This window comes from Kitasatospora sp. NPDC059722, assembly GCF_042733235.1.
Lineage (GTDB): Bacteria > Actinomycetota > Actinomycetes > Streptomycetales > Streptomycetaceae > Kitasatospora.
Genome location: NZ_JBHWGD010000049.1, coordinates 15829 through 41005, shown reverse-complemented (window position 1 = coordinate 41005; position 25177 = coordinate 15829). Strand labels below are relative to the sequence as shown.

General features: G+C 74.2%; 22 protein-coding genes. 14 read left to right on the top strand and 8 right to left on the bottom strand.

Annotated features, from left to right (window positions below; translation table 11 throughout):
- Positions 1-146: 146 nt before the first annotated feature.
- Both ACFV4F_RS27610 and ACFV4F_RS27605 read left to right on the top strand, forming a co-directional pair.
- Positions 147-611, top strand: coding sequence for a Fur family transcriptional regulator (locus ACFV4F_RS27610; protein WP_380441143.1), 465 nt, complete (start codon positions 147-149; stop codon positions 609-611).
- 19 nt (positions 612-630) lie between these two features.
- Entirely contained in the window at positions 631-1593 is a 963-nt protein-coding gene (locus ACFV4F_RS27605) for a YgfZ/GcvT domain-containing protein (protein WP_380441155.1), read from the top strand.
- Between the two features lie 24 nt (positions 1594-1617).
- On the opposite strand, the gene dtd is transcribed toward ACFV4F_RS27605, so the two are convergent.
- Positions 1618-2058, bottom strand: coding sequence for a D-aminoacyl-tRNA deacylase (gene dtd / locus ACFV4F_RS27600; RefSeq protein WP_380441141.1), 441 nt, complete (start codon positions 2056-2058; stop codon positions 1618-1620).
- A gap of 482 nt (positions 2059-2540) precedes the next feature.
- On the opposite strand from dtd, the gene ACFV4F_RS27595 reads away from it, so the two are divergent.
- From ACFV4F_RS27595 to ACFV4F_RS27585, 3 genes are all read left to right on the top strand, one after another.
- Complete coding sequence (locus tag ACFV4F_RS27595; protein ID WP_380441139.1) at positions 2541-3119, top strand: ABC transporter substrate-binding protein; 579 nt, start codon at positions 2541-2543, stop codon at positions 3117-3119.
- A 71-nt stretch (positions 3120-3190) separates the two neighbouring features.
- Positions 3191-4150 carry an asparaginase gene (locus ACFV4F_RS27590; protein ID WP_380506374.1) on the top strand — a complete coding sequence of 320 codons (960 nt, stop codon included), beginning with the start codon at positions 3191-3193 and terminating at the stop codon, positions 4148-4150.
- Between the two features lie 172 nt (positions 4151-4322).
- Positions 4323-4532, top strand: coding sequence for a dodecin (locus tag ACFV4F_RS27585; RefSeq protein ID WP_380441135.1), 210 nt, complete (start codon positions 4323-4325; stop codon positions 4530-4532).
- Between the two features lie 3 nt (positions 4533-4535).
- Here ACFV4F_RS27585 and ACFV4F_RS27580 read toward each other — a convergent pair whose 3' ends face one another.
- Genes ACFV4F_RS27580 through ACFV4F_RS27570 form a run of 3 tightly spaced genes read right to left on the bottom strand, consistent with a single transcriptional unit; the run spans position 4536 to position 7446 of the window.
- Positions 4536-5351: a heme ABC transporter ATP-binding protein gene (locus ACFV4F_RS27580; protein ID WP_380506371.1), complete on the bottom strand. Its 816-nt coding sequence runs from the start codon at positions 5349-5351 to the stop codon at positions 4536-4538.
- The gene (locus tag ACFV4F_RS27575) at positions 5348-6433 is read right to left on the bottom strand and encodes a FecCD family ABC transporter permease (RefSeq protein ID WP_380506368.1); all 1086 of its coding nucleotides are present in this window, start codon (positions 6431-6433) and stop codon (positions 5348-5350) included. Before ACFV4F_RS27575 ends, ACFV4F_RS27580 begins: the two co-directional genes overlap by 4 nt.
- Positions 6430-7446, bottom strand: a complete 1017-nt coding sequence (locus ACFV4F_RS27570) for a hemin ABC transporter substrate-binding protein (RefSeq protein WP_380506365.1) — start codon at positions 7444-7446, stop codon at positions 6430-6432. The genes ACFV4F_RS27575 and ACFV4F_RS27570 overlap by 4 nt, the downstream gene beginning before the upstream one ends.
- Positions 7447-7640: 194 nt before the next feature.
- Between ACFV4F_RS27570 and ACFV4F_RS27565 the strand changes: the two genes are divergently transcribed.
- Together ACFV4F_RS27565 and ACFV4F_RS27560 are read left to right on the top strand one after the other, a co-directional pair.
- Positions 7641-9116, top strand: coding sequence for an HtaA domain-containing protein (locus tag ACFV4F_RS27565; protein ID WP_380506362.1), 1476 nt, complete (start codon positions 7641-7643; stop codon positions 9114-9116).
- Between the two features lie 49 nt (positions 9117-9165).
- The gene (locus ACFV4F_RS27560; RefSeq protein WP_380506359.1) at positions 9166-10788 is read left to right on the top strand and encodes an HtaA domain-containing protein; all 1623 of its coding nucleotides are present in this window, start codon (positions 9166-9168) and stop codon (positions 10786-10788) included.
- 72 nt (positions 10789-10860) lie between these two features.
- Here the strand turns inward: ACFV4F_RS27560 and ACFV4F_RS27555 are convergent, their stop codons facing one another.
- Together ACFV4F_RS27555 and ACFV4F_RS27550 are read right to left on the bottom strand one after the other, a co-directional pair.
- The gene (locus ACFV4F_RS27555; RefSeq protein WP_380441123.1) at positions 10861-11529 is read right to left on the bottom strand and encodes a heme oxygenase (biliverdin-producing); all 669 of its coding nucleotides are present in this window, start codon (positions 11527-11529) and stop codon (positions 10861-10863) included.
- Positions 11530-11756: 227 nt separating this feature from the next.
- Entirely contained in the window at positions 11757-12248 is a 492-nt protein-coding gene (locus tag ACFV4F_RS27550; RefSeq protein WP_329932372.1) for an inorganic diphosphatase, read from the bottom strand.
- A gap of 76 nt (positions 12249-12324) precedes the next feature.
- Between ACFV4F_RS27550 and dacB the strand changes: the two genes are divergently transcribed.
- From dacB to folE, 6 genes are all read left to right on the top strand, one after another.
- Positions 12325-13977 (top strand): D-alanyl-D-alanine carboxypeptidase/D-alanyl-D-alanine-endopeptidase, encoded by a 1653-nt coding sequence (gene dacB / locus ACFV4F_RS27545; RefSeq protein WP_380506357.1) that lies wholly within the window; start codon positions 12325-12327, stop codon positions 13975-13977.
- Between the two features lie 591 nt (positions 13978-14568).
- Positions 14569-15747, top strand: a complete 1179-nt coding sequence (locus ACFV4F_RS27540) for a zinc-dependent metalloprotease (protein ID WP_380441119.1) — start codon at positions 14569-14571, stop codon at positions 15745-15747.
- 273 nt (positions 15748-16020) lie between these two features.
- Positions 16021-17148 carry a tRNA lysidine(34) synthetase TilS gene (gene tilS / locus ACFV4F_RS27535; RefSeq protein WP_380441117.1) on the top strand — a complete coding sequence of 376 codons (1128 nt, stop codon included), beginning with the start codon at positions 16021-16023 and terminating at the stop codon, positions 17146-17148.
- A gap of 70 nt (positions 17149-17218) precedes the next feature.
- On the top strand, positions 17219-17773 hold the full coding sequence (gene hpt, locus ACFV4F_RS27530; RefSeq protein WP_030059589.1) for a hypoxanthine phosphoribosyltransferase: 555 nt from the start codon (positions 17219-17221) through the stop codon (positions 17771-17773).
- A gap of 227 nt (positions 17774-18000) precedes the next feature.
- The gene (gene ftsH / locus ACFV4F_RS27525; RefSeq protein ID WP_380441115.1) at positions 18001-20058 is read left to right on the top strand and encodes an ATP-dependent zinc metalloprotease FtsH; all 2058 of its coding nucleotides are present in this window, start codon (positions 18001-18003) and stop codon (positions 20056-20058) included.
- A gap of 119 nt (positions 20059-20177) precedes the next feature.
- Positions 20178-20783, top strand: a complete 606-nt coding sequence (folE, locus tag ACFV4F_RS27520) for a GTP cyclohydrolase I FolE (protein ID WP_380441113.1) — start codon at positions 20178-20180, stop codon at positions 20781-20783.
- 25 nt (positions 20784-20808) lie between these two features.
- Here folE and ACFV4F_RS27515 read toward each other — a convergent pair whose 3' ends face one another.
- Both ACFV4F_RS27515 and ACFV4F_RS27510 read right to left on the bottom strand, forming a co-directional pair.
- Complete coding sequence (locus ACFV4F_RS27515; protein WP_380506354.1) at positions 20809-21597, bottom strand: ferritin-like domain-containing protein; 789 nt, start codon at positions 21595-21597, stop codon at positions 20809-20811.
- 116 nt (positions 21598-21713) lie between these two features.
- On the bottom strand, positions 21714-22868 hold the full coding sequence (locus tag ACFV4F_RS27510) for an alpha/beta hydrolase (protein WP_380506351.1): 1155 nt from the start codon (positions 22866-22868) through the stop codon (positions 21714-21716).
- A gap of 375 nt (positions 22869-23243) precedes the next feature.
- On the opposite strand from ACFV4F_RS27510, the gene ACFV4F_RS27505 reads away from it, so the two are divergent.
- The gene (locus ACFV4F_RS27505) at positions 23244-25082 is read left to right on the top strand and encodes a phosphatidylglycerol lysyltransferase domain-containing protein (RefSeq protein WP_380441108.1); all 1839 of its coding nucleotides are present in this window, start codon (positions 23244-23246) and stop codon (positions 25080-25082) included.
- Positions 25083-25177: the final 95 nt, after the last annotated feature.

The window sequence follows — 25177 nt, the reverse complement described above, 5'->3', positions numbered from 1 at the left end:
CTGAGCCTCATACGCCCCCCCGCCCCCCCGCCCCCCGGCGCCGCCCCCCGGGCGGCGCCACCCCCCCCCCCCACGACGTAGGGACCGGCCCGCGGCCGGTCCCTACACTTGTTCCAAGGACCCCCGACCGTGGCAGGGACAGCATCGTGGCGGACACCGGCACCACCGACTGGCAGCTCTCCGGAGACTGGAAGGCCGACCTGCGGGAACGCGGCTACCGGCTGACGCCCCAGCGCCAGCTCGTCCTGGAGGCCGTCGACACGCTCGACCACGCCACCCCGGACGAGATCCTGAGCCACGTGCGGCGGACCGCGAGCGGCATCAACATCTCCACCATCTACCGGACGCTGGAGCTGCTGGAGGAGCTCGGCCTGGTCTCGCACGCCCACCTGGGCCACGGCGCCCCGACGTACCACCTGGCCGGGCGCCACCACCACCTGCACCTGGTCTGCCGGGACTGCGACGAGGTCACCGAGACGGACACCGAGATCGCCGAGCCGCTGATCGAGAGCCTGCGCGCGCGCCACGGGTTCGACACCGACCTCAAGCACTTCGCCATCTTCGGGCGCTGCGCCGACTGCACCGCCAAGCTCGCGGACGGCCAGTCGTAAGCTGACCGGTATGACCGGTGTGAAGAGCCCGCTGCTTGCCCTGCCCGGAGCCGTCCCCGCCGAGGGGGCCGACGAGGGCGTCGCCGCCCACTACGGCGACATCTTCCGGGAGCAACGCCACCTCGCGCAGGGCGACGGCTTCGTGGACCTCTCGCACCGCGGCGTGGTCACCGTCACCGGCGCGGACCGGCTGTCCTGGCTGCACCTGCTGCTCACCCAGCACGTCAGCGCGCTGCCGCCGCAGGAGGCCACCGAGGCGCTGGTGCTCTCCCCGAACGGGCACGTCGAGCACGCGCTCTACCTCGTCGACGACGGCACCACCACGTGGGCGCACGTCGAGCCGGGCACCCAGGGCGACTTGGTCGCCTACCTGGAGAGCATGAAGTTCTTCTACCGGGTCGAGGTCGCCGACGCGACCGCCGACTACGCGGTCGTGCACCTGCCGGCGGGTTCCGGCAGCTCCGTCGAGGGGGCCGCCGCCGTGCGCGAACTCCCCTACGGGCGCGATCTGTTCGTGCCGCGCGCCGAGCTGGAGAAGCTCACCGCCGGGTACGGGCCCGCGGCCGGCGTGTGGGCGTACGAGGCGCTGCGGATCGAGGGCCACCGGCCGCGGCTCGGCTTCGAGACCGACCACCGGACCATCCCGCACGAGGTGGACTGGCTGCGCACCGCCGTCCACCTGCAGAAGGGCTGCTACCGCGGGCAGGAGACCGTCGCCCGGGTGCACAATCTGGGCCGCCCGCCGCGCCGGCTGGTCTTCCTGCACCTGGACGGCACCGAGGAGACGCTGCCCCCGCACGGCACCGAGGTGCGGCTCGCGTCCGACCCGGACGGGCGGGCGCTCGGCTTCGTCACGTCCTCGGCGCGCCACCACGAGCTGGGGCCGATCGCGCTGGCGATCGTCAAGCGGAACGTGCCGGTGGACGCGGTGCTGCTGGCCGGGACGGTGCCGGGCACGCAGGACGTGATCGTCCCGCAGTAGCCCCCCGGGCCGCCGCGGCCGGGCTCAGACCTCGACGATGACGGTGAACGGGCCGTCGTTCACCAGCGCCACCTGCATGTCGGCGCCGAACCGGCCCGTCTCCACCTTGGCGCCGAGCGCCCGCAGCTGGGCGACGACCTCGTCCACCAGCGGCTCGGCGACCGGGCCGGGGGCGGCGGCGTTCCAGGTGGGGCGGCGGCCCTTGCGGGCGTCGCCGTAGAGGGTGAACTGGCTGATCACCAGGAGCGGGGCGGCGAGGTCGGAGCAGGACTGCTCGACGCCGTCCCCGTCGGCCGGCAGCAGGCGCAGCGTCCACAGCTTGCGGGCCAGCTGGGCGGCCTTGGCGGCTGTGTCGTCGTGGGTGACGCCGACCAGGGCGCAGAGCCCGGGCCCCTCGATCGCGCCGACGGTTTCTCCGGCCACCGTCACCCTGGCTTCGCTCACCCGTTGCACCACTGCTCGCATGCGGCCATTGTGCCGGAGCCGAACGGGGTCACCCAGGAGGGGGGATCCGTACGCACCGGGGGAGGCGTGTGAGGCGGTGGCGCGCGCCGGGTTGCGCACGCCTGCGCTGGGTCGGGCGCCGTTCTTCCTGGGCAAAGACCTCGTCATATCAGCCACCCCCGTTCGCCAGGGGGCCGTTCGGGTGCACGGGCGGTGCGCGCGCGCCGGGCGGGGTGGCACGCTGGGGCACCGTACATACGGCCCGGGGCGCCAGGAGGTCCGCCGCCCCGGGTCCGGGTTCGGCCGGGCGGTCGAGCCGGTAGGTCAGGCGTTCTGGCGGTGTCGCCCCGGCGGGTGGTGTCCGCCGGGGACCGGAACCTTTCGGGGGTGTCCGGGCGTGCCAACGGACGGGACGCGCACGGTCCGTCGGGGGACGGGCCGGACGGCGGCAGGGACGGGGTGCCGCGAGCGGGCGGGAACGGACGACGGCAGGTGGTTGGGTGATGGACGCGAGCAGCGCGCAGGACCGGTCCGGGCGGGCGACCGGGGACGACGAGCCCGACCTGGAGCGGCTGGGCCTGGACCAGCTGCGGATCCTGCGCCGGGAGACCCTGGAACAGGAGGCCGACCTCTCCTACCTGCGGCGGCTGCTGCACGGCCGGATGGACATCCTGCGCGCCGAGCTGGACCGCCGCCCGGGCGGCCGCTCGCGCGCGGCGGGGGCGGGCGGCGCCGAGGGGCCGTCCGGCGACCTGCTGGACCGGCTGCCGGCCATCCTCACCGACGCGCCCTCCACCGTGCGGCGCTCGGCCCGGCACGTCACGCTCGGGCCGCCGCGGGGCCACGAGTCGCAGCTGGAGGCGGACGCGCTGATGGGCGACGTCCAGCTCGCCGACCTCGCCGCGCACCCGGCCGCGGAACTGCTCGCCGCGCTGGACCGGCTGCGGGCGCACGAGCAGGAGGTCTCCGGACGGCGGCAGCGGCTGCTGCGCACCGCGGACGGTTGCAACGCCGAGATCACCCGCAGGTACCGTGATGGGGAAGCACGGGTCGACGACCTGCTCGCGGGCGGCCCCCTCTGACCGGGTGAGGCACCATGGGCGGGTGGGGCCCGGCTCGCCCCCGGTCCACCCCTGCCCCGGAAGGCTCCGCCATGCCCCAGTCCGCCACCCCGACCGTTCTCGCCGAGGTCATACGCTCGGGCTTCACCGAGGGGCGGCACCACGGCTCGCTGGTGCTGCTCGCCGCCGACGGCTCGGTCGAGTTCGCGCTCGGCGACCCCGGCGCGCCGGTCTTCCCCCGGTCGACCGCCAAGCCGTTCCAGGCGGTGGCCACGCTGCGGGCCGGGCTGGAGATCGAGGGCGAGCTGCTGGCACTGGCGGCCTCCAGCCACTCTGGAGAAACGTTTCACCGCGCTGGTGTCCGGACCATCCTGGCCTCCGCCGGACTGGACGAGTCCGCCCTGCGCACCCCGGCCGACCTGCCGCTCGACGAGACCGAGGCCGAGCTGCTGCTGCGCTCCGGCGGCGAGCGCGCCCCGATCCTGATGGACTGCTCCGGCAAGCACGCCGGCTGGCTGGCCGCGTGCGTCGCCAACGGCTGGGACACCGAGGGCTACCTCGACCCGGCCCACCCGATCCAGCTGCTGGCCCGCGAGGCCCTGGAGGAGGCCACCGGCGAGGGCGTCGCCCACGCCGGCGTGGACGGCTGCGGGGCGCCCCTGCTGGCCGTCTCGCTGACCGGCCTGGCCCGCGGCTACCGGGCGTTCGTGCTCGCCGCCGCGGGCACCGCGCAGCGCCGCGTCGCCGACGCGATGCGCGCCCACCCCGAGTACGTGGCCGGCACCCGCCGGGCCGACACCTGGCTGATGCGGGCCGTCCCGGGCGCGTTGTCCAAGATGGGCGCCGAGGCCGTCCAGGTGGTGGCGCTGCCGGACGGACGGGCCCTCGCCTTCAAGATCGACGACGGCGCCGAGCGGGCCCGCGGGCCGGTCCTGGCGGCGGCGCTGCGCCGGCTCGGGGTGACGGGCGCCGACGAGACCGTCGAGCGCATCGGCGCGGCCCCGCTGCTCGGCGGCGGCGTGCCCGTCGGGCAGGTACGGGCGGCGTTCTAGGCGGTCCAGGCGGGCCAGGCGGGCCAGGCGTTCCGGGCGTTCTGGGCGGGCCAGGCGTTCCGGGCGTTCCGGCGCAGCGGTTCCGACGCTCGTGGCGGCGGTCGGCGTGCGGGCGGGGCGGGGGCGGTGCACGGTGGACCGGGGGCCGTCGCACAGCTGAGGGAGCCGAGCCATGACCGAACACGTGTACCGGGTGACCGAGATCGTCGGATCCTCGACCGAGAGCGTCGACGCCGCCATCCGCAACGGCGTGGAGCGGGCCTCCCGGACGCTGCGCAACCTCGACTGGTTCGAGGTGACGCAGGTCCGGGGGCACCTGGAGGAGGGACGGGTCAAGCACTTCCAGGTCGGGATGAAGATCGGCTTCCGCCTGGAGGACTGACCGCTACCGCTCGGGCAGGACCAGCGGCACGCCCGTGCGCGGGTGCGCCAGCACCTCCACGGGGTGCCCGTACACCTCGCTGAGCAGCGGCGCGCGCAGCACCTCGGCGACGGGTCCGTCGGCGACCGTCGCGCCGCCGGTCAGCAGCACCACGCGGTCCGCGTAGGCCGCCGCCAGCGAGAGGTCGTGCAGGACGACGACCACGCCGTCCCCGGCGGCGGCGCGCGCCCGGGCGACCCGCAGCACGAGTTCCTGGTGGCGCAGGTCGAGGGCGGCCGTCGGCTCGTCCAGGAGCAGCAGCGGCGTGCGCTGGGCGAGCACCCGGGCGAGCGCCACCCGGGCCCGTTCGCCGCCGGAGAGGGCGGTGAACGGGCGCTCGGCGAACGCGGCGGACTCGGTGGCCGCCATGGCCTCGGCGACCACCGCCTCGTCCTCGGCGGCGGCCGCCGTCCCGGCCCACGGCGCGCGGCCCATCCGGACCACCTCGCCGGACCGGAACGGGAAGGACAGCGCCGCCGCCTGGGGCAGCAGCGCGCGGTGCCGGGCGAGTTCGGCGGCGCCGTAACCGCCGAGGGCGCGGCCGTGGAGGAGGACCTCGCCGCCGTCCGGCACGACGTCCCCGGCGAGGACGGACAGCAGCGTCGACTTGCCGGCACCGTTCGGGCCGAGCAGCGCGACCACCTCGCCGGCGGCCACCCGGACCGACGCGCCGGCCAGCAGCCCGCGCCCGCCGAGGGTCAGCCGGACGTCCTCGGCCGCCAGCAGCTCGGTGCCGGGGAGCGGTCGTGCGGGCACCTCGCGGTTCGTCCGCAGTCTCATGCCCAGCCTCCCTGCTTGGTGCGGGTCCGGCGCAGCAGCCAGAAGAAGAACGGGCTGCCGATCAGCGCGGTGAGCACGCCGAGCGGCAGTTCGGCCGGCTCGGCGAGAGTGCGCGCGGCGAGGTCCGCGACGACCAGCACCAGTGCGCCGCCGAGCGCGGAAGCGGGCAGCAGGAACCGGTGGCCCGGCCCGGCGACCATCCGCAGCAGGTGCGGGACGACCAGTCCGACGAAGCCGATGATGCCGCTGACCGCGACGGCCGCGGCGGTGAGCAGCGCCACGACGGTGATCAGCACGAGCCGCATCCGCTCGACGTCCACCCCGAGGTGACGGGCCGGGCGCTCGCCGAGGGCGAGCAGGTCCAGCCGGCGCGCGTACAGCGGGGCGACGGCCAGGCCGGCGACGGCGAACGGCAGGACGGCGAGCACCTTGCCCCACGTGGCCTGCGAGAGCGAGCCGAGCTGCCAGAAAGTGACCTGGCTGATCGCGGCGGAGTCGGCGGCGAACAGGAACAGGCCGATCAGCGCGCCGCAGAAGGCGTTCACCGCGACGCCGGTGAGGATCAGCGTCACCACCTCGGTGCGCCCGCCGCTGCGGGCCAGCGCGTACACCGCGAGGACCGTCAGCAGACCGCTCGCGAAGGCGAACGCGGTGACCGTCCAGGTGCCGAGGGCGTCCAGGCCGAGCACGATGCAGGCCACCGCGCCGACCGCGCCGCCGGAGGAGACGCCGATCACGGCGGGCTCGGCGAGCGGGTTGCCGAACACGCCCTGCATCAGCGCGCCCGCGCAGCCCAGTGAGCCGCCGACCAGCAGGGCGAGCACGACGCGGGGCAGCCGGACGTTCCACAGCACCGACTCGGGGACGCGGTCGAGGGCGTGGCCGCCGAGGCCGGTGCGGTGGGCGGCGGAGGCGAGGATGTCGCCGAGCGGGATGCGGTAGGCGCCGGTCCCGGCCGCGAGCAGGGCGCACAGCACGAGCGCGGTGGCGAGCGCGGCGGTGACGAGCGTGGCGCGGCTGCGCGGGCGGGGGAGCGCGGCGGTCTTCCCGGGTGCGGCCTTCTCCCGTACGGCGGTGCTCACTTGGCGTCCGCCGGGTAGAGCTGGGCGGCGATCTCGCGCAGCACCTGCGGGGTGCGCGGGCCGTAGCTGAGCAGCTGTCCGTCCTCGACGGAGACGATCCGGCGGTCGAGCCCGGCCGGGGTCTGGGCGACGCCGGGCAGCTTGAGCAGGCCGTCGACGCCGCCGACGGAGTCCAGGCCCTTGCTCATCACCAGGATCGCGTCCGGTGCGGCCTTGACCAGGGCCTCGCTGGTGAGCGGGGTGAAGTCGCCGGTGAGCCCGGCGGCCTTGCCCGCGTCCTCGCCGCCGACGGCCTCGATCAGCGAGGTGGCGCCGGAGGCCGGGCCGCCGAGCAGGTAGACGGACGCGCTGCCGCGCAGGTAGAGGAAGGCGACCCTGGGGTGCCGGTCGGTGGCCGGGAGCGCGGCCCTGGCCTCGGCGGTCCGCTGCTCGGTGCGCTCCTTCAACTGCCGTCCGGCGTCCGGGACGCCGAGCGCGGAGGCGACGGTGTCGATGCGCGGGCCGACGTCGGCGAGCTGCTTGGCGTCGTCCAGGACGACGAGCGGGACGCCGGCCGCGCGGATCTGCGCGACGGCCTCGGCCGGGCCGGTCGAGCGGTCGGCGAGGACGACGGTGGGGTGTAGCGACAGCACGCCCTCGGCGGAGACGTCGTGGGCCTGGGTGATCACCGGCAGCGCGGCGGCCTGCCGGAACGTCGTGGAGACGTCCCGGGCGACGACCCTGGGCCCGAGGCCGAGGCTGAAGACGAGCTCGGCGAGGCTGCCGTTGAGCGGGATGATCCGGTCGGCGCTGGTGACGGTCACCTGGCGGCCGTCGGCGGACGCCACGGCGGCCGGGAGCCGCGGGGCGGGCTCGCCGGGCAGCGGCTCGACGGCGTCGGGGGCGCGGGTGGCGGCGCTGCCGGCCGTGCCCGCGCCGGAGCCGCAGGCGGTGAGCGCGAGCAGCAGGCCGAGGACGAGCGCCAGGAGGACGGGCCCGCGGGCGGTCCGGGATCGGATCGTACGGCTGCTCAACGTGGTTCCCTTCGCTGGGAGTTGCCGCCCGTTCCGGTCCGGTGGGGTGGGGTGGGCGGCGGGACTCTTGACTCTTATATTAGGTTAGCCTTACCTGAGTTTCGCAAGGGGGTCGGCACTGCGCCGCCCCTCGGCTCGCCGTGCCCCCGTTCGTCCACCGCCGTCCATCGCTGTCGCGCCAGGAGTGATCCGCCGTGCCTCTGTCCCGCCGGCTCCGCCGTCCGGCCGCCGCCCTGCTGGCCGTCCTCGCCGCCCTGCTGGCGGTGGGCCTGTCGCCCGGGCCGGCGGCGGCCGCGGAGGGCCGGGTCTCCGGCGGGCGGCTCGACTGGGGCATCAAGCAGTCCTTCCTGACGTACGTCACCGGGCCGATCGCCAAGGGGAGTTGGGCGCTGACCGGGGGCGCGGCCACGGTCGGCGGCAGTGCCTTCCGCTTCCACTCCGCGAACGGCACCTACGACCCGGCGACCGGCGCGCTCACCGCGGCCTTCTCGGGCGGCGTTCGGTTCACCGGGCACCAGGAGAACGGCGCCGACGCGCTCGACCTGAGCCTCGGACGGGTCACCTTCCGGGCCGTCCAGGGCGGCGCGGCCGGGCTCTACGCCGACGTCAGCAGCAAGTCGCGGGAGACCGGCCAGGTGAGCGGTGCGAGCCAGGCCAAGGTCGCGGACCTGTCGCTGGCCGGGGTCGACCTGCGCGGCGCGGCCGGGACCCTGACCCTGAGCAACGTGCCGGCCACCCTGACCGACGCCGGAGCGAAGGCCTTCGCCGGCTTCTACGCCGCCGGCACGGCCCTCGATCCGGTCACCCTGTCGGTCAACCTCCCGGCTGCGCAGGCGACATCCGCGGCGCCCTCGCCGAGTGCCGCACCGACACCGACGTCGACGCCGACCGCGGCGTCCGGCACCACCCCGGCGCCGACCGCCGAGCCCACCGCCCAGGCTCCCGCCCGCACCGAGTTCGCCGCCGGCGCCCTCGACTGGGGCGTGCGCCGAACCTTCCGCGACTACGTCACCGGCGCCATCGCCCAGGGCCGTTGGGAGCTCGGCGCCGGAGCCGCCGACGGCGGGGCGTTCTACCGCTGGAGCCCGGCCAAGGGCACGTACGACCCCGCCACCGGCGAGCTCACCGCCGCCTTCACCGGCACGGTCCGCTTCACCGGCTTGCGGACGGGCGGCACGGACGGCCTCGACCTCACCCTCGCCAACCCCGGCGTCACCGTGGCCGGCGGCCGCGGGCGCCTCCTCGCCGACGTCTCCGGCCGGACGCCGGACGGTGCCGTCCAGCAGCTCACCGGCGCCGAACTGGCCGTCTTCGACCCGGCCGGCCTCACGTCCGAGGGCGGCCTGCTGAAGGCCGTCGAGCTGCCGCTCACGCTCACCGAGACGGGTGCCAAGGCCTTCGGCGGCCTCTACCCGGCCGGCACCGCGATGGACCCGCTGAGCTTCGCCGTCGCCCTCGACCCGGCCGCCGCGCTGCCCCCGCTGCCGGACCTCGGCAGCGCCCCGGCCGCCGTGCCGGGCGCCTCCGCGCCCCCCTCCGCCGCACCCGCCGCCGCGCCGTCCTCCCCGGACTGCGTCCCGGTGGCGGCCGTGGCCGGCGGGGCGGCGCTGGTGGCCGCGCTCGCGGCGACCGGCGGTGTGCTCCTGCGACGCCGTCGCCGGGCTTCCTGACAACCCCTCCTCCGACCTCCCCCCGTCCCCCCGAACGGAGTTCACCACCATGTCCCGCAACCGCACCCGACTGGCGGCCCTCGCCGCCGTCACCACCGGCCTCGGGCTGACCGCCCTCGGCGCCCCCGCGCTCGCCTTCGGCGCGGGCGGGCCGGGCAGCGTCACGTACGACTCCGGCGCGCTGGACTGGGGCGTGAAGAGCAGCTTCCGCGCCTACGTCACCGGCCCGGCCTCCCAGGGCGGCGCGATCGAGCTGACCGGCGGCGCGACCGCCAACGCCGACGGGAGCTTCCACTTCGGCTTCGGAAGCGCCGCGTACGACCTGACGACGCACGCGCTGAGCTCGTCCTTCACCGGAGGCGTCCGCTTCACCGCGCACCACGGCGCGCTGGACATCGCGCTGAGCGACCTGCGGATCACCACCTCCGGGACGACCGGCACGCTCACCGCCGACACCGCCTCCAAGGAGTCGATGGGGGCCACCGAGATCACCCGGCGGGAGGACGTGCCGCTGGTGACGTTCACCGTCGGGCGGGACACCACCAGCGGCTCCCCGGCGGCGGCGAAGCTGACCGAGCAGGGTGCCAAGGCGTTCGCGGGCTTCTACCCGGCGGGGACGGAGATGGACCCGCTGTCGCTGCTGCTGAAGCAGGCCCCGGCCAAGCCGTCCCCGACCGCCACCGGCTCGCCGTCCGCGACCGCGACCGCCTCGCCCACCGGGCAGCCCACCGCCTCGCCGTCGGCCACGTCCACGCCGAGCGGGACGGCCTCCCCGACCGCCACCGGCTCGCCGTCCGCGACGCGGTCGCCGAGTGCCACCGGCTCCCCGTCCGCGAGCGCCACCGCCACGCCGACCAGCACCGCCACGCCGACCAGCACCGGCACGCCCGCCGCCGGGCGGCTGCCGGTCGTGAACGGGACCCTCGACTGGACGGTCAAGGACAGCTTCCGGAAGTACCTCGCGAGCCCGACGGCGGCCGGCAAGGTCGAGTTCGGCGGCGGCGCGTCCGACTACCGCTTCGGCGGTGCGACCGGCGGCTACAACACGGCCGACCACACGCTCGCCGCCGGCTTCACGGGCTCCGTCCGCTTCCTCGCCCACCCCGGCAAGGACGGCTACGCGCTCGACACCACGCTCTCCAAGCTCGGCCTGGCGATCGACCGCGACGGCGCCTTCCTGACCGCCGACGTGAACGGCAAGTCCCAGGACGGCAAGCCGACTTCGCTGACCGGCGCCCGGATCGCCAGGCTCGACGTGCCCAAGTCCGCCCTGACGCCGGTCAACGGCGTGGTGACGCTGTCCGCCGTTCCGGCGACGCTCACCGCCGAGGGCGTGCCGGTGTTCGCCAACTACCCGGAGGGGACGGCCCTGGACCCGGTCAGCGCCACGCTGGCCTTCGACGGGAACGTCCAGCTCCCGACCGCCCGGCCGGCCGGCGTGACCACCGGCTCCGGCGCCGACTCGGCCGCCGGCGGCCAGGGTTCGGGCGCGGGCGCGGCCGGCGGCGCCTCGCTGACGACCTCCGGCCTCGGCGGCCCGGGCGGCGGCGTGCTCGCCGCGACCGGCTCCGGCACCCCGGTGGCCCCGCTGCTGGCCACCGCCGCCGGTCTCCTGCTCGTCGGCGGCGGCGCCACCGCCTTCGTCCGCGGCCGACGGACCGCGCAGTCCTGACGCACCCCCGGGACGCGCGAAGGCCCCGGCGGGCGACTCCCGCCGGGGCCTTCCGGTCGAGCCGGGGCCCGGTTACGACGCGAGCGGGTAGCGCGCGTCCAGGTCGTGGAAGATCGCGCCGTTGAGGACGAAGGCGCGCTTGCACTCCTCGACCACCCGGCGGCGCTCCATCTCGTCCATCGCCAGCCCGGCCGCGTCCAGCTTGGCCCGGTACTCGCGCTTGAAGGCCGCCGGGTTCTCGACCTCCTCGAAGACGTAGAACCGGACGCCGTCGCCCTTGCGCTCGAAGCCCCAGGTCTTCTCCGCCACGCCGCGGATGATCTGCCCGCCGGAGAGGTCGCCCAGGTAGCGGGTGTAGTGGTGCGCGAGGTACCCGGCCGGCCACTCGGCGGCCAGCTCCTCCACCCGCGCCACGTAGGCGGCGGTGGCCGGCAGCGGCTCCAGCCCGTCCCGCCACCGCGGCCCGCGCAGGTGCGCCAGGTCGCGCTCGATGGCGGCGGTGCGCAGCAGCGCCCGGTCGATGAACGGGCCGGCCAGCGGGTGCTGCGCGAGCTGCTCCGCGCGGCCCTCCAGCGCCCGGTAGACGAACCAGAGCTGGCCGGTGAGGTCCGCGTAGGCCTCGACCCCGAGCCGCCCGCCGAGCAGGTGGCTCATGAACGACGACTGCTCCGCGGCCTCGTGCTCCTCGCTGCTGGCGGTGCGGAGCACGGTGGAGAACGGGACGGGCTCGGGCGTGGGCATGCGGCCTCCAGGGATCGGAATCGGGCCCGGCAGTTTTGGTTAGCCTAACCTAAGCGGACATCTTGCCGACAGTCCGTCGGTAAACAACGATGCGTCAGGGCCCCGGACACGGCAAGGGCCGGGGCCGCGGAAGACTCTCCGCGAACCCCGGCCCCGGGCTGTCCCGACCTACCTCGACCTATCTCGAACTACCTCGAACCGGTCTCGATCGAGATCGGAACGACGGCTCAGTGGCCGCCCTGGTCCGCCAGGCGCTTGATCGAAGCGGTGACCTCGGCCTCGGCCTCGGCGCGGCCGACCCAGTTGGCGCCCTCGACGGACTTGCCGGGCTCCAGGTCCTTGTAGACCTCGAAGAAGTGCTGGATCTCCAGACGGTCGAACTCCGACACGTGGTGGATGTCCCGCAGGTGCTCCCAGCGCGGGTCGGTCGCCGGGACGCACAGCAGCTTGTCGTCGCCGCCGGCCTCGTCGGTCATCTGGAACATGCCGATCGCGCGGCACTTGATCAGGCAGCCGGGGAAGGTCGGCTCGTCCAGGATCACCAGCGCGTCCAGCGGGTCGCCGTCCTCGCCGAGCGTGCCCTCCACGTAGCCGTAGTCGGCCGGGTAGCGGGTCGAGGTGAAGAGCATCCGGTCGAGCCGCAGACGGCCGGTCTCGTGGTCGACCTCGTACTTGTTACGAGAGCCCTTCGGGATTTCGATAAGGACGTCGAACTCCAACGGTTCCTCCAAGGTAGGGACTGACAGAATCCAAGTGTCTCCTACGGGAGCGAGTGCTCGGGAAAGGGGCCGGTCGGTGGGAGCAGGGGTCGGGGCGGGGCGCCGCCGCAGGGGGACGGCCGCGGGACTGTTCGGGGTGGCGCTGCTGGTCACCGGGACGGTGCTGGCCTCGGGCGGCGGTGCCTACGCGCAGCCGTCCCCGACGCCGGGCGGGCACAGCGCCGGGCACGGCGACGGCGGCCGCGGCCAGGGCGGACAAGGGGGCCAGGGCGGTCAGGGCAACCAGGACGACCAAGGCGACCAGGGGCAGGGCGACCAGGGCAGGAACGGCCACGGCAAGGGCAAGCGCTCCGGCGACCCCGGCAGCCAGGGCACGTCCGCCCCGGCCACCAAGGGCGGCACCCCCGCCCCGGGCGGCAGCGCGTCCCCGCTCGCCCGCCCGGCCCCGGCGCCGGGCGCCGTCCTGGCCGCCGTCGAGGCGGGCCGGGACAAGACCGCGCAGCCCACCGCCCAGGGCCTCCAGCAGGCGCTCGCCGCCGCCCTCGGCGACCGCAGCCTCGGCACGGTCACCGTCGCCGTCGGGGACGCCGCCGACGGCAGACTCCTGTACGGCTCCGGCGAGAACACCCCGGCGACGCCGGCCTCCACCACCAAGCTCGCCACCACGGTCGCGGCCCTCTCGCTGGTCCCCGGCGACACCCGGCTCACCACCCGGGTGGTCAAGGGAGCCGACCCCGGCGCGATCACCCTCGTGGGCGGCGGCGACCCGACGCTCACCGTGCTGCCCGCCGACCAGGTGCAGATCGCCGGCCGGCCCGCGGACGCCGACACCGCCCCCGCCTCGCTCGACGCGCTCGCCCGGCAGACCGCCGCCGCCCTGAAGGAGACCGGGACGACGACGGTCCGGCTGGACTACGACCTGTCGATGTACACGGGCAGCCCGCGGCACGAGAACTACGACGCGGAGAACATCCCGCTCGTCGTCCCGCTGATGGTCGACGAGGGCAAAGCCGACCCGAAGAGCCGCGAGGACGCGCCGGCGCGCGTCGCCGACCCGGCCTTCGCGGCCGCCGACGCCTTCGCGGCCCTGCTCAAGGCCCAGGGCATCACCGTCGACGGCAAGGCCAAGCCCGCCGCGGCTCCGGCCGCCGCCACCGCCCCCGTCCTCGGCCGGGTCGACTCGCCGACGATCGCCCGCCTGGTCGAACGCCTCCTCACCACCTCGGACAACACCATCGCCGAGGCGATCGCCCGCCAGGCGGCCATCGCCGCCCACCAGCCCGCCAGCTTCGAGGGCGCCGCGACCGCGGTGAAGCAGGAGCTCGGCCGGCTCGGTGTGACGACGACGAACGTGACCCTCAACGACGGCAGCGGCCTGCACCGCGGCAACGCGATCCCGCCGGCCGTCCTGGTCCAGCTCCTCACCCTGGCCGCCTCCGACCAGCACCCCACCCTGCGCCCGGTCCTCACCGGCCTCCCGATCGCGGGCTTCACCGGCACCCTCGGCAAGCGGTACGGCGCCGGCTCGGGCGCCGCCGACGCGGCCGGCCTGATCCACGCCAAGACCGGCACCCTGAGCGGCGTCAACACCCTCGCCGGGACGGTCGTCGACGCCGACGGCCGCCTCCTCGCCTTCGCCGTCATGGCCCGCACCGACGCCGACGCCGACGCCGCCCGCGCCGCCCTCGACCGCGTGGCCGCCCGCCTCACCTCCTGCGGCTGCCACTGACCGCCCTGTGGACGTGGGCCGCGCGCCCCGCCTGGCCGCGATAGGCCGCCCGGCAGTGGGGCTCGTGGGGTGGCAGCACGGTGTCGGCGGTCCGCCTCCGGTGCCGCACATGTCGATCGGCGGCCGCTGCGCCGAGGACGGTGCCCTCGTCGGCCCGTGCCCGCCAGCCGGCGTGGGCTTATCCGCTGCTGGTGCCGCGTACGTCGATCGGTGGCCGCTGCGCCGAGGCGGTGCCCTCGTCGGCCCGTGCCCACCAACCGCTGGCGAGCGCCTGTGGCGCCAGCGGCGTCGGCGGTCGCCGCTCGTGCGGCGCACCTTGGGCGTCCCCCCGGCGGCCCCAAGGCGGGCGAACGCGTCGGCCGGAATGCCGGCCCGCCTGCCGGCCGAGTGTGGTCGCCTCGCCAGGGGCGCTCGGGCCACGCCCCCGTCGCTCCTGGGCCCCGCCCGCGCCCTTCGATCGTTGCGCGCCGGGCCGTTCGGTCGGCTCCCGGAGGGGCCGGGGCGGATGTGGTTGGGGGGTGACGGGATGGGGCAGGGCGTGGGTGGGGCCGGTGGCTGCCCCGGGCGGGGCGGAGCACGTACGGTGAGGGCATGACGAGCGCGAGTGGCGGATCTGACATGGTCGACTGGAATCTCGCGGTCGCTACCGCGACCCGGCTGGTGCGGCCGGGGCCGGAGGTGAGCCGTGCGGAGGCGGCGGCCGTGGTCGCCGAGCTGCGCCGGCACGCCCTGGCGGCCGAGGAGCACGTGCGGGCGTTCACCGGGATGCGTTCGACGAGCCTGGCGGACGCCGTCGCGACGCCCGTGCTCGTGGTGGACCGCCCCGGGTGGGTGCGGGCCAACGTGGCGGGGTTCCGTACGGTCGTCCAGCCGCTGGTGGAGAAGCTCCAGGCCCGCCGGGCGAACGGCCCGGCCGCGGGCGTGCTCGGTTCGGTCGGGGAGAAGGCCACCGGCATCGAGGTCGGCGCGCTGCTGGCGTTCCTGGCGACCAGGGTGCTCGGCCAGTACGAGACCTTCGCCCCCGCGGAGCCCTCGCTGGAGGCGCCGGACAGTCCGGCCGCCCTGTTCGACAAGCCGCGCCTCGGCCCGGACGGGCCCGGCCCGGGCCGGCTGCTGCTGGTCGCGCCGAACATCGTGCACGTCGAGCGGGAGCTGGACGTCGACCCGTCCGACTTCCGGCTCTGGGTGTGCCTGCACGAGGAGACCCACCGCACGCAGTTCACGGCGGTGCCCTGGCTGCGCGACCACATCCAGTCCGAGGTGCAGTCCTTCCTGACCGAGACGGACGTCGACCCGGGCGCCCTGCTGGACCGCCTGCGCGACGCGGCCGGCGCGCTGGGCGGCGGCCTGTCGGGCGTCGGCGGCCGCGAGCCCGCCGGGGCGTCCACCGGGTTGCTGGAGGTCGTGCAGACCCCCGCGCAGCGCGAGATCCTGGGCCGGCTGACGGCGGTCATGTCGCTGCTGGAGGGCCACGCGGACGTGGTGATGGACGGGGTCGGCCCGTCGGTGGTGCCGACGGTCGCGGAGATCCGGGAGAAGTTCCAGCAGCGCCGGGACCGCGGCGCGAACCGGCTGGACCTGCTCCTGCGCCGGCTGCTCGGGATGGACGCCAAGCTGCGCCAGTACCAGGACGGCGCGGTGTTCGTCCGGGGCGTCGTGGAGCAGGTCGGGATGGAGGGGTTCAACCGGGTCTGGACGTCCCCGAACACCCTCCCGACCAAGGAGGAGATCCACGACCCGGCCGCCTGGGTCGCCCGCGTCGCCCGCTGACGGGGCAGCAGCGGACCGCCGCCGGTCGGCGGCGGTCAACGGGGTTTCAAACCCGTTCGTACGAGTGGTCCAATCGGGCAGACCGAGGGAGAAGATACGTTTCTCCATTCACCCGAACGTGGGACGGTGGTCGTACCGGTGGCGCGGGTGGCGTAGCGGGTCGCTCCTTTCTGCCACCATCTGTGAGCGCCCGGTAACAGGGTGCTCACATGTGCGCGGTCCCCGCCGCGCCCACCGCCGTCCTGTCCCCCCTCCGTCGAGGAGTCGTCCGCCGTGGGCCCACACCCCGCCGTCGCCGCGATACGCCTGGCCGTCCGCCGCACGCTCACCGACCTCGCCGCCGAGGCCGGTTCCACCTTCACCGCACCCGCCCGCGAGGCCCGCGAGCGCGCGGCCGACGCGCCGCTGGTCGGTGCCGCCGTCGGCACCACGCTGATCGGCAACGCCGCCCGCCACCCGTCCGGGCTGCCCCGCACCCCGGCCGCCCCCGGCTCGCCGCTCGTCCTGGTCGCCGTCAGCGGCGGCGCGGACTCCATGGCGCTCGCCATCGCCGCCGCCTTCGAAGCCCCCAAGATCGGTCTGCGGGTCGGCGCCGTCACCGTCGACCACGGCCTCCAGGAGGGCTCCGACGAGCGCGCCGCCCAGGTGGCCGAGCGGCTGCGCTCGCTGGGCCTGGACCCGGTCGAGGCGATCCCGGTCCGGGTGGGCCGCGGCGGCGGCCCGGAGGCGGCCGCCCGGGACGCCCGCTACGCCGCCCTGGACGAGGCCGCCGAGCGCCACGGCGCGATCGCGGTGCTGCTCGGCCACACCCGCGACGACCAGGCCGAGACCGTCCTGCTGGGCCTGGCCCGCGGCTCCGGCGCCCGTTCGCTGGCCGGGATGCCCGCCCAGAAGGGCCGCTACCGCCGCCCGCTGCTGGAGCTGGACCGGGCCGCCACCCGGCAGGCCTGCTCCGCCCAGGCGATTCCGGTCTGGGACGACCCGCACAACTGCGACCCCGCCTACACCCGCTCCCGGGTGCGCCACGAGGTGCTGCCGGTGCTGGAGAAGCACCTGGGCGGCGGCGTGGTCGAGGCCCTGGCCCGCACCGCCCGGCTGTTCCGCGACGACGCCGACGCGCTCGACCAGTGGGCCGCCCTGGCCGAGCGGGACCTCCGGACCGGCGAAGGCACCCTGGACGCCGCCAAACTGGCGGAGCTGCCGTCCGCCGTCCGCCGCCGGGTGCTGCGCAGGGCGGCGCTCAGGGCCGGCTGCCCGGCCGGCGACCTGTTCGCCCGTCACCTGGAAACCGTCGACCTGCTGGTCACCGGATGGCGGGGTCAGGGGCCGCTGCACCTACCCGGGGGCGTCGAGGCCACCCGCCGGTGTGGCACGCTGGTCTTTCGGCGGCAGGGCGACTGACGGGCGGGCATGCCCCGGGGGAGCCGGCCGCCGGCCACACAGACCCCGAACGTTTGAGGACGTATCCCCGGTGGACCAGAACGACATGGGCGCTGACCTCGCGAAGGTGCTCATCAGCAAGGACGAGATCGACGCCAAGCTCCTGGAGCTGGCGGAGCGCATCGACCGGGACTACGCAGGCAAGGACCTGCTGATCGTCGGCGTCCTCAAGGGGGCCGTGATGGTCATGGCCGACCTCGCCCGTGCCCTGCACTCGCAGGTCACCATGGACTGGATGGCCGTGTCGTCCTACGGCATGGGTACCAAGTCCTCCGGCGTGGTGCGGATCCTCAAGGACCTCGACACCGACATCGCCGGCCGGGACGTCCTGATCGTCGAGGACATCATCGACTCCGGTCTGACGCTGTCCTGGCTGCTGGGCAACCTGGGCTCGCGCGGTCCGGCCTCGCTGGAGGTCTGCACCCTGCTGCGCAAGCCGGACGCGGCCAAGGTCGAGATCGACGTCAAGTACGTCGGGTTCGACATCCCCAACGAGTTCGTGGTCGGCTACGGCCTGGACTACGCGGAGAAGCTGCGCAACCTGCCGTTCATCGGCACCCTCGCCCCGCACGTCTACGGCGGCTGAGGGCCCCGTTCGGGTTACGGGCGGGAACAGTACGTTGTTCCCGCCCGTTGACCGGGGGGACAAAGAACCACAACCGTGTCGCCGTGCTCCCGCCATGGGCGGGTCCGACTGCGGTACGGTCCAATAAACCGCTCTTCACATGAGCACCGATTCCGGATGCGCCGCGGCCCACAGCCCCCCGGCGCCGCTGAGTGGCAGGAGGGACGGGGCGGCAACGCCCCGCATGGATGGACGTCAAGCGATACTTCCGTGCGCCGATCATGTGGATCGTGCTGGCCGTCCTCGCCGTCATCGTTTTGATGCAGGTCGTTTCGGACTCGAACGGCTACAAGACGGTGGACACCGGTCAGGTCGTCGCAGCGATCGACGCGAAGCAGGTCAAGTCGGCGCAGATCACCACCGGTGACTCGAACACGATCAAGATCCAGCTGAAGGACGGCGCCACGCTGTCCAACGCCGGTACGGGCAAGACCCCGTCCGGCAGCAAGTTCCAGGCCTCGTACATCGGCGACCAGGGTGTCGCGATCGCCGACAAGCTCCAGGCCCAGATCAACGACAACGACCCGAACACGCTCGCCGAGGGCTACACCATCAGCCCGGAGAAGCAGAGCACCTTCGTCAGCCTGCTGCTGTCGATGCTGCCGATCGTGATCATCGTCCTGGTCTTCCTGTTCCTGATGAACCAGATGCAGGGCGGCGGCTCCCGGGTCATGCAGTTCGGCAAGTCCAAGGCCAAGCTGCTCACCAAGGACACCCCCAAGACCACCTTCTCCGACGTCGCCGGCGCGGACGAGGCGGTCGAGGAGCTCCACGAGATCAAGGAGTTCCTGCAGGAGCCGGCCAAGTTCCAGGCCGTCGGCGCCAAGATCCCCAAGGGCGTGCTGCTCTACGGCCCGCCCGGCACCGGCAAGACCCTGCTGGCGCGAGCCGTCGCGGGCGAGGCCGGGGTGCCGTTCTACTCCATCTCCGGTTCGGACTTCGTCGAGATGTTCGTCGGCGTCGGCGCCAGCCGTGTCCGCGACCTCTTCGAGCAGGCCAAGGCGAACGCCCCGGCGATCGTCTTCGTCGACGAGATCGACGCCGTCGGCCGGCACCGCGGCGCGGGCCTCGGCGGCGGTCACGACGAGCGCGAGCAGACCCTCAACCAGCTGCTGGTCGAGATGGACGGCTTCGACGTCAAGGGCGGCGTGATCCTGATCGCCGCGACCAACCGCCCCGACATCCTGGACCCGGCGCTGCTGCGCCCGGGCCGCTTCGACCGCCAGATCGCGGTGGAGCGCCCCGACCTCCAGGGCCGCCTGGACATCCTCAAGGTGCACCAGAAGGGCAAGCCGATCGCGCCCGACGTCGACCTGTCGGCCGTCGCCAAGCGCACCCCCGGCTTCACCGGCGCGGACCTGTCGAACGTCCTCAACGAGGCCGCTCTGCTGACCGCCCGCTCGGACAAGAAGCTGATCGACAACGGCATCCTGGACGAGGCGATCGACCGCGTCGTGGCCGGTCCGCAGAAGCGCACGCGGATCATGTCCGACAAGGAGAAGAAGATCACCGCGTACCACGAGGGCGGCCACGCCCTGGTCGCGGCGGCCTGCCAGTACAGCGACCCGGTCCACAAGATCACCATCCTGTCCCGCGGCCGGGCCCTCGGCTACACGATGGTGCTGCCGGACGAGGACAAGTACTCCACCACCCGCAACGAGATGCTCGACCAGCTGGCCTACATGCTGGGCGGCCGCGCGGCGGAGGAGCTGGTCTTCCACGACCCGACCACCGGTGCCTCGAACGACATCGAGAAGGCCACCGCGACGGCCCGGGCCATGGTCACCCAGTACGGCATGACCGAGCGCCTCGGCGCGATCAAGTTCGGCAGCGACAACTCGGAGCCCTTCCTGGGCCGCGAGATGGGCCACCAGCGCGACTACTCGGAAGAGGTCGCCGGGCTGGTCGACGAAGAGGTCAAGAAGCTCATCGAGAGCGCGCACAACGAGGCCTGGGAGATCCTGGTCGAGAACCGCGACGTGCTCGACAACCTGGTCCTGGAGCTCCTCGAGAAGGAGACCCTGAACAAGGAGCAGATCGCCGAGATCTTCGCCCCGATCGTCAAGCGTCCGACCCGGCCGGCCTGGACGGGTTCCTCCCGCCGCACGCCGTCCACCCGGCCGCCGGTGCAGTCGCCCAAGGAGCTGGCGCTCACCAACGGCGCCGCCGCCACGGCCGACACCGCTCCGGTCGACATCGTGAAGCTCCCGCCGCTGCCGACCGCCGAGCCGCCCGCGGAGGGCTGATCCGGCGCTCCCGGCGGAGCCCGGGACGGAATGGATGCCGCGTCACCAGGGTTTGTACCCTGGAGGCGCGGCATCCGTGCTGTTCGCCCCGACGTTCCCCCCTAGTAAGCGAGGCCCGCATGATCGACCCGGTGACTCTCGACGGTCCGGCCACCGTCGGGACCTTCGACCAGAAGCGGGCCGAGAACGCCGTGCGCGAGCTCCTGCTCGCCGTGGGGGAGGACCCGGACCGCGAGGGCCTGCTGGAGACGCCGGCCCGCGTCGCGCGCGCCTACAAGGAGATATTCGCGGGCCTGTGGCAGGAGCCCGAGGACGTCCTGACGACGACCTTCGACCTCGGCCACGACGAGATGGTGCTCGTGAAGGACATCGAGCTGACGTCCGTCTGCGAGCACCACCTGGTGCCGTTCCGCGGGGTGGCGCACGTCGGGTACATCCCGTCCACCAGCGGCAAGATCACCGGCCTGTCCAAGCTGGCCCGGCTGGTCGACGTCTACGCCCGCCGTCCGCAGGTGCAGGAGCGGCTGACCAGCCAGGTCGCCGACGCGCTGATGCGGATCCTGGAGCCCCGGGGTGCCATCGTGGTCGTCGAGTGCGAACACATGTGCATGTCGATGCGCGGCATCCGCAAGCCGGGCGCCAAGACCATCACGTCCTGCGTCCGCGGGCAGCTGCGCGACCCGGCCACCCGGGCCGAGGCGATGAGCCTGATCATCGGGCGCTAGGGGCCGCCAGGGCCCCTGGGGGCGCTCAGAGCGCCTCGTGCTCGGCGTGCGGGGGTGCCGGGGTGCCCAGGGCGTTGCGGCGCTCGGGCATCCGCAGCCGCACCATCCGCCGCCAGCCGATCGCGCGGTCGTACAGGTAGAGGGCGCGCACCCCGAGGGTGACGACCGCCAGCTGCCAGCGCGGCCAGCCCAGGATCCGGGCCATCCGGGCGGTCACGGCGAGGCCGACGTCCCGGTGGGTGCGGATCTCGCCGCGGGCGCAGGTCTCCAGGACGTGCCGGATGTACGGGCCGTACCCCTCGACCCGCAGCCGCAGCAGCTCCTCGTGGCAGTACGCGAGGTGGTTGTCCTCGTCGGCGGAGATCATCCGCATCGCGCGGCCGAGGTCGGGGTTGTCCCCGTACACCTTGACCAGCTGGCGCATCTGCTCGGCCGCGCGCTGCTCGGTGACCCGGCTGTGCGCGAGGTAGGTGATGATCTCGCGGTCGGACAGCGGGAGGTCGCTGTTCAGCCGTTCGTGGGACAGGCCGACGCCCTTGGCCTCCAGCAGCATGCAGTAGTCGGCGTCGGCCGGGACGGCGACCTTGGGCAGGCCGCGCTTGCTCAGCAGCTGGGTGAAGATCCGGCCGTGCTTGCGCTCGTCGGCGCCGTGCCGGGCGACCTTCGGGGCGAGGACCGGGTCCCGGGTGAGCGTGGTGATCCGCTCGTTCTCCCAGCCGCCCTGGTCCTCGCCGCCGGCCGCGATGCTGCAGAACAGCTGGTAGGCCTCGTCGTTGCGGTAGATCTCGTTGAAGAGCGAGCGGGTGCTCAGCACGGCGCCTCCTGCGCGGATCCGGACGGCGCCCTCCGGGGGCCGGACGGGCGGTCGCGATACGTTCCCCCGGGGTCGCCGGCCGGGTGGCCCGACCGGCGGGTAATCACCCGCGCGCGTCACCCGAGGTGCGAGCCCATCCACTCCAGCGAGGCCGGCAGTTCCCGGATCCAGCTGTCCCAGTTGTGGCCGCCGTCGTCCAGGTACAGCGACTCGGCCTTGAACTGGGGGTTGCTCGCGGCGGTCTGCTGGGCCTGTTCGACGAACTGGACGGTCTGCGGGTAGTCGGCCTCCTTGCGGGTGGAGACCACCAGGAGGTTGAGGGGCGGGGCCGGGAGGTTCTGCAGCCGCCAGCCGAGGTCGCTCTGCTGGGCGAGGCCCTTGTCGCCGTTGAAGAGGTTGCCGCCGGTGAACTGGTCCTCGCGCACGGTGAAGTCCCCGTGCAGGCCGACCGCGCTGCCGTAGACGTTGGGGAAGCGCATCGCCAGCCGCATCGCGCAGCTGCCGCCGGTCGAGTAGCCGAAGACGCCCCAGGAGCCCGCCGAGCGGCCGGTCCGGTAGGTGGAGCCCAGCGCCTCCGGGAGGTCCTTGACGAACCAGGTCTCGGTGCGCGGGCCGCCGGGGACGTCCACGCACTCGGTGTCGCGCGGCGGGGCGACCGTCGGGCGGGCCAGGACGACGATGGTCGGCGGCATCTTGCCGTTCTTCTGGAGGTCCGCCGCGGTCTGGACGACCGGCAGCTCCTTCAGCATGTTCAGCGTGGTGCCGGGGAAGCCGGCGATGCCCACCATGACCGGGAAGCGGACCAGCGCGAACTTCGGGTCGAAGTACTCGGGGGGCAGGTAGACGAACATCTGGTCGGAGTAGCCCGTCTCCTTGCCGCTGACCCGGACCGACTCGATCCTGCCGACCTCCTCGGGGGCGCCCTTGGGCAGGTTCGGGACCGACTCCAGGCCGCCCTCGTTGGTGGGCTGGACCAGCGCGTCCGAGACCGGGGTGCCGCCCTTGTGGTTCTCGTTGCTGGTCAGGACCAGCTTGGCACCGCCGGGGCTGAGCAGGTCGTCCCAGGACGTGTAGAACCCGAAGGAGTTGTTCACCGACAGCGCCAGCACGGCCAGCACCGAGGCCTGGGTGACCGTCAGCAGGCCGATCCGGCCGAGGACCGGCAGCGGGCGCTGCCGGGCGAGCCGGGGCCAGATCCAGAGTGTGGTGAGGAGAGCCGCAGCGCCGAGTGCGAGCAGCGAGTCCACCAGCGCGTCGCTGGTCAGTTCCATGCCGTCGGCCTTCCGATGGGACCCTGTCGGTGCACGCCTCATCGTCTGGCGATCCGTCAGCTGCGGCCACCGCGACTAGGCTGTCCGGAGGCCGGGGCCGTCCGGCGAGGCCGGGGACGAGCGGGGGGCAACCGGCGCCCTAGAATGCGGCGTCCACCGTACGTAACGCGTCCCGGAGGTCCTCGTCGCACCGCGCGACGGCGGCCCCGGCTCCCACCCCCGGCTCGATCGCAGCGCGCCGCGGCACCGGTTTACCGTCCGTTTCCGGTTCCTTTGTGCGCGTATGGCCTGATGAAGGAAAAGGCATGAAGGTCCATCACACGTGCTCCCCCGGAGTGACAGGACAGCCCCACGCAGCCTCTACGCTGAGCTCCCATGAGTGTTCCCGTGTCCGATGAGCCGAGCCCCGAGCAGCCGCGCCGCCGCCGCGGTCTGCAGACGCTGCGCAACCAGGCCGCTGCCGTCCCGAGGGCCTGGCTGCCCGGTGCGGTCGGCTACGCCTGTCTGCTGATCGGGCTGGTGGACATCGCCAGTGCGGTGTTCCCCAAGCTCCGGCACACCAAGATGCACACCGTCGCCGGACAGCTGCCGGGTGGGACCACCTCCCTGGCCGCGGTCGGCACGCTGATGATCGGCCTCCTGCTGGTGCTGCTCGCGCACGCGCTGCGCCGGCGCAAGCGCCGGGCCTGGCGTGCGGTCTGCGTCCTGCTGCCGGTCGGTGCCGCGCTGCACATCGTGCGCTGGCACCAGATCGGCCCGGCCGTCGTCTCCCTGGTCGTCTTCGCCGTGATGCTCGTGCACCGTCGCGAGTTCTACGCCAAGGCCGACCCGCGCACCCGCTGGCGCGCGCTGGTCAACCTGATCGTCATGGGCACCGTCAGCGTCCTGCTCGGCCTCATGATCGTCAGCGTCCGGACCCGCTACGAGCTCGGCCACCCCGGCCTCTACGAGCGGCTGGAGCACGTCGCCTACGGCCTCTTCGGCTTCGAGGGCCCGATCCGCTACAACAACGAGCGGATGTCCGACCTGGTCGCCTACCTGCTCGGCGGGCTCGGCCTGCTGACCGCCTTCACCACCGCCTACCTGGCGCTGCGCCCGGGCAAGCCGAAGCCCGAGCTCACCCCGGAGGACGAGGAGAAGGTCCGCGGCCTGCTCGACCGGCACGGCGAGCGCGACTCGCTCGGCTACTTCGCGCTGCGCCGCGACAAGAGCGTGCTGTTCTCGCCCACCGGCAAGGCCGCCATCTCCTACCGGGTGGTCTCCGGCGTGATGCTCGCCTCCGGCGACCCGGTCGGCGACGTCGAGGCCTGGCCCGGCGCGATCAAGGTCTTCATGGCCGAGGCCCGCGAGCACGCCTGGGTGCCGGCCGTCATGGGCTGCAGCGAGGTCGGCGGCGAGGTCTGGACCCGCGAGGCGGGCCTGGACGCGCTGGAGCTGGGCGACGAGGCCATCGTCGACACCGCGGCGTTCTCGCTCTCCGGCCGCGCCATGCGCAACGTCCGCCAGATGGTCAAGCGGATCGAGCGCAACGGCTACTCCTGCAAGGTGCGCCGCGTCCGCGACCTCACCCTCGACGAGAAGTTCCGGATCGCCGACGCCGCCGCCCGCTGGCGCGGCACCGACACCGAGCGCGGGTTCTCCATGGCCCTCGGCCGCTTCGGCGACCCGCTCGACGACGACTGCGTCGTGGTCACCGCCCACAAGGCGCCCGAGGAGGGCGAGGCCGGCGACGACCTCAAGGCCGTGCTGCACTTCGTGCCCTGGGGCCCGGACGGCATCTCGCTGGAGCTGATGCGCCGCGACCGCGCGGCCGACCCCGGCCTGAACGAGCTGCTGATCGTCGCCGCCCTGCAGGCCGTGCCCGACCTGGGCGTGCGCCGGGTGTCGCTGAACTTCGCGATGTTCCGCTCGGCGCTGGCCCGCGGCGAGCGGATCGGCGCCGGACCGGTGCTGCGGGCCTGGCGCGGCCTGCTGGTCTTCCTGTCGCGCTGGTTCCAGATCGAGTCGCTGTACAAGTTCAACGCCAAGTTCCAGCCCGAGTGGGAGCCGCGCTTCCTGGTGTTCCCGAGCACCCGGGACCTGCCGCGGATCGGCTTCGCCGCGATGCAGGCCGAGGCCTTCATCACCCTCGGCATGCCGCGCTTCGGCCGCAAGCGCCAGCGCGAGGGCCTGATGCCGGACTCCGTCGCCCGCGAGGTCACCGAGGCCGCCTGAGGCACCGGGCCCGATCCGGGCACCGCAGGACCCAGTGGGGGGCCGGCGGCGGCGCGCACAGGGGGGGGCGGACGAGAGAAGGAAGGGCAGGGGGA